At 40.7% G+C, this 4876-nt stretch carries 3 protein-coding genes and 1 pseudogene; 2 read left to right on the forward strand and 2 right to left on the reverse strand.

Annotation, left to right across the window (positions count from 1 at the left end):
* Positions 1-101 precede the first annotated feature (101 nt).
* Positions 102-579: pseudogene (locus FTT87_RS15520) on the forward strand (IS3 family transposase); the annotation flags it as partial.
* A gap of 350 nt (positions 580-929) precedes the next feature.
* Here the strand turns inward: FTT87_RS15520 and FTT87_RS15525 are convergent.
* Entirely contained in the window at positions 930-3887 is a 2958-nt protein-coding gene (locus tag FTT87_RS15525; RefSeq protein WP_257230596.1) for an EAL domain-containing protein, read from the reverse strand.
* Positions 3888-4247: 360 nt separating this feature from the next.
* The gene (tnpA, locus tag FTT87_RS15530; protein WP_180044628.1) at positions 4248-4646 is read right to left on the reverse strand and encodes an IS200/IS605 family transposase; all 399 of its coding nucleotides are present in this window, start codon (positions 4644-4646) and stop codon (positions 4248-4250) included.
* Positions 4647-4747: 101 nt separating this feature from the next.
* Here tnpA and FTT87_RS15535 point away from each other — a divergent pair.
* Positions 4748-4876, forward strand: a 129-nt coding sequence (locus FTT87_RS15535; RefSeq protein ID WP_257230597.1) for a helix-turn-helix domain-containing protein, incomplete at its 3' end; no start/stop codon positions are given.

Below are 4876 nucleotides of genomic sequence, written 5' to 3' on the forward strand. Positions count from 1 at the left end.
ATGTTTACCATCGGTTGGATAATGGGAGCCGGATGAGCTGAGAGGTTCATGTCCGGTTCTGCGAGGGGCTAAGGGTGAAATTCCCTTGGTCTACTCACCCGTATATTCAAACAAATTCAGGCTGGGTCTATACCGCATTTGTTATTGATGTATTTTCACGTGCGATTGTTGGCTGGAAAGTATCAACACGTATGAATACAGACATGGTCCTGGATGCATTGGAGCAAGCATTGCATGATCGAGGCATGGCAAAGAATGTGATTCATCATTCCGATAGAGGTGTTCAATATCTTTCCATTCGCTATACCAATCGTTTAGAAGCAGCAAATTTACGAGCTTCAGTCGGTACAACGGGTGACTCATACGATAATGCTTTGGCTGAAACGGTGAATGGCTTATACAATGATTGAATATTTAAAAGCAGATTGGCAAGGTTTAGCGGATGTACAACTTGCGACACTAAACTGGGTGGATTGGTTCAATAAAGAACGTGTACACAGTGCGCTAGGTTATGTGTCACCTTTTGCTTTTGAAGCAATGTACTATGATAAGATTAACCCGTTAGGTCAGGTGGCCTAACTTAAATAAAAAACTCTCCGACAAACCCGGTACGGTTCACTTCTTCCTGCCTGTTCAATTTTCTGCCCAATTACTACAAAAAAAACCTGCATCTTGGGGAGGATGCAGGCTGAAAACTTCAAGATTATTTCTGTGGAGAAATCAATCTATACTAATATACTTGGTTTAATATGTTAAATAAATCGCATTATATATCAAATTTTAAAGACTGTATTGCCACTCTTCTTTTGGATAGATATCTTTTATTGCACTTTAGGGCTTAGCAATTGCCTTCATGAGCAGGTAAACCGCAATGGTCTAATCGCCAACTTTAAGCTTGGTGGTTACCTGAATGCTGATCCTATTTAATTTTAATGCCGGGTTTGCTGAGACAATAGATACTGCTTAAGCTCATCAATAGGCATCGGTTTGCCAAACAGATAGCCCTGGTAATGGTAACACCCCTGTTTTTCCAATACCTCGCGTTGAGCTTCGGTTTCTACCCCCTCAGCCAGTACAGAAATACCCAAAGTTTTTGCTAAGACAATAATCATTTTGGTAATTTCAGCATCATTGGCACTAATCACAATATTACGAACAAAACCTTGATCGATCTTTAATTGATCAATTGGAATTTGTTGTAAATAAGTGAGAGAAGAATAGCCTGTACCAAAATCATCCAGAGAGAACATTATCCCATAACGTTTAAGAATCGTCATTTTTTCAATAATGTCTTCTACCCGCATCACTAAGGCACTTTCGGTCAGTTCAAGCTTGAGTAAATGTGCAGGAGCCTGGGTACGTTCCAGAATATCGAGCACGTCTTGAACAAATTCATCACGGGAAAACTGGCTGGCGCTGACATTTACAGCCATGCTGAGCTGAGCAGTTTGCGGATACTTGGCCCAGTCACTCAATTGTTGACAGGCACTTTCTAATACCCAATGGCCCAGTGGAATAATAAAACCATTTTCTTCTGCAACGGGAATAAAACGCGCAGGTGAAATCATCCCTTTGGTTGGATGCTGCCAACGTAACAAGGCTTCTACGCCAGTCACCTGTTGTGCACCATTGACTTGAGGTTGGTAAAATAGCACCAGCTGATTTTTTTCTAGTGCCTGACGTAATCCGGCATCAATCTCAGCACGTTCCTGAACCTGAGATTGAATCAACGGATCAAAGAAGCGATAGGTATTCCGGCCATAATTTTTTGCTTCAGACAGCGCTATATCTGCGCGTTTAATCGGATCCTGCACATTTTCATATGCTTTTAGCCCCAACAGGCTGATCCCGATACTGGCAGAACTACGATATTCTGAGTCTGCGAAAAAGTAGGGTTGAGCCAGTGCCTGTAAAATACGTTTTGCCGTCTTTTCCGCTTGTTGAATCGTCTCGGTTTCAGATGTGCCAAGTTGATTAAGCAGCACAACAAATTCATCACTACCAAGTCGAGCAACCATGTGATTTGTTTCTACACAATTTAACAGACGAGTGGCAACTTGCTGTAATAACCGGTCTCCAGTTTCATGACCTTCGGTATCGTTTAAAGCTTTAAAATTATCCAGATCAATGCACAAAATTATGCCGAGCTGTTTTTTATTTTCTGCCTCTCTCATGCTCTGTTCAAGATGTTCCAAAAACAGGCTACGGTTGGGTAATTTGGTCAAAGAGTCATAGAATGCCAGCAGGCGTACTTTTTCTTCTGAAGCTTTATAGGCAGAAATGTCGGTAATGGACGCCACATAATGCGTGGTTTGGCCCTTCTTATCACGTACAGCGGCAATCAAGATATGCTGTGGATATAGTTCACCATTTTTGCGCTTATTCCAGATTTCACCTTGCCAGGATCCGGTTGTGTGAATATGTTTCCACATGGTGGTATAGAAGTTTTTGTCATGTATGCCGGATTGCAGGATTTTAGGCTTATGACCAATTAACTCTTGTTCGCTATAACCGGTAATTTCGGTTAAAGCACGATTGGTCCGTAAAATAAGCATATGCGGATCTGTAATTAGCATCCCAACCTGGGAGTCAAATGCCGTTGCAGCGATACGCTGGTTTTCTTCAGCTTTTTTACGTTCAGTAATATCACGTGCTGAGCAAAAAAATACATCGTCATTATCTAGATGTACCAGGACCGAACTGATTTCTACCGGATAACGCTCACCTTGTGCATTCTGGTAAAATGTTTCGAAGCGAATGCCTCCAGGCGTAGAAATCCCTCTGCTGATCAGGTCTTGCAGCTCTGTCTGATCATAGCCGCTATCCCAGTAACACAGTGTTTTGCCCAAGGCTGCCTGCCGAGTACTGCCGATCATACGGAAAAAGGAATCACTGCCTTCAAGCAGCCGACCTTGGCGATCTATGACATGTATCCCATCTTGTGCATTACGCAACAGCATCCGGCTACGACGATTGACCAATAGGTTCGCCCGGATTTGCTGCCAGAGTAACCAGGCAGCAATCGTGGTCACTACAAGGAAAAGCAAGCCCAGCAAAACGGCTTTGATCAGGTCCTCATACCATTGGGCTAGGTAGTCTGTTTCACCAAAGGCAACAACGACAAAAATAGGCATACTGCTGAGTCGACGAAAGCTCCCCATACGCGGAACATGATCGGTTGTTTGTCGTGTATAAATGGTGCCAGACTGTGCCCCGGAGTGAACCCGCTGAGACAGTTCCAGTGGTCCCCCCACAAAACCGACCTGGCCATTCGCTGTTTTGAGTATGGGGTTGCGTGCAATAATTCGCAGATCCAGGTCTTGTACCAACACCACTCCTTTGGAACCTACATCTAGTTCGGTAATCAGATCATTAAAGTAGCTGGCAGGTAATGCAGCGACAATCATGCCTGCAAAAGTTCCATCAGCCTGATTGTAGCGTCGTGCAAATAGATGAACCCAGCCTTGGCCATTGGGATCTTTAATCAGTTTAGTAACAAACAGTTGATTCGTATTTTTCTGTTGGGCCTGTTTAAAAAAACTATAGTTTGCGTAATTGGATGTCTGAGTGCCAATATCATGATCAGCGAATTGGACTTGACCTTTTGCATTGGTAATGTGTATTTGTGTAACAGAGCCGATCCAATCTTTTTCTTTCTGAATAAATAGATTAATTTCTTTATTATCTATTTGTTTTTTATTATCTAATTCTTTTTCTATATAGGTTTGTAAAGTATACAAAGACAAATCGATTTCTTGTGAACTACTGCTCACGCTTTTTTCAAGCAGTGATGTTAAATTTTCTACACCAGTCCGAGCTTCAGCTTCTGCGTGCTCACGTGCAGTGTGCAAGGTATAGGCCAATAAGCTGATCATAAAAATATTCATGATCACTACAGTAAAGACAAGAAGGATAAAAATAGATTTGTTTTTGATAGGCATATTCCCTCTGTGATCCCAATGCAGTACCCCAAAATATAATCTTTTGGGGTTAACTGAATAGATTAAAAATCATTCAAAAATTACCATAATCTAACACACAATAATATTGACTCTCTTGCTTAAATCAAAAAATACATTTTTTATAATTCCGAGCAATTTTGTATAGTAATCATCAGTGAATAAGTTCAGGACATAAACGGGGGATCTTATCTCAGGAAAGCCCGCTTAGCGTAACTTAGCTATATCTATCTTAAAGTGAAAGAGGACTCCACCCGACAGTCAGAGTGGAGGTGAATTTCACAGATTTTAACCTTGTTGGTTTTGAATGTACTTTTTAATAATATCCAAAGGCGCACCACCACACGACCCTGAAAAGTAAGATCGTGACCATAAAACAGGCTTGGCATAGCTACCACGTAAATCTAAAAATTCATTCCTCATTCTTCTGCTTGTTACAGATTTTAAATTATTCACAAATTTACTGAGTTGAACTGTCGGTGGGTATTGAATAAGCATGTGAACATGATCTGCTTCACCATTACACTCTTTTAATTCTGCATCAAATTCTTTACATATATCATATACACACTCAATAAAATATTTATGGTGTAACTCACCTAAAATTTTCTTCCTGTACTTTGTAATAAATACCAAGTGTACGTGTAAATTAAAGGATGAATTGCGGTTTTTATATATTTCTGTCATTGATCGGGTGTTTATTTGGTGATAGTGTTATACATATATTACTACATGCACACTCATTGATAAAAATCAACAAAGCATACAAATTTAGGCTTTAGCCTAATCTGGAACAGGAGCTTGTTTTAAACAAGTTGCTTGGCTCTGCACGTTTTGTTTGGAATCAGGTTTTAGCCATTTCATTTGAAATGCTTGCCAAGAATGAACGCATCACCAAGGATAACCTGGTTAAGAAA

The organism is Acinetobacter sp. YH01022 (genome assembly GCF_013420235.1).
Lineage (GTDB): Bacteria > Pseudomonadota > Gammaproteobacteria > Pseudomonadales > Moraxellaceae > Acinetobacter.

Bases quoted from the DNA above. Each gene is read 5' to 3' on its own strand.
- FTT87_RS15525 (WP_257230596.1), bottom strand. From the start codon at position 3,887: ATGAATATTTTTATGATCAGCTTATTGGCCTATACCTTGCACACTGCA.
- tnpA (WP_180044628.1), bottom strand. From the start codon at position 4,646: ATGACAGAAATATATAAAAACCGCAATTCATCCTTTAATTTACACGTA.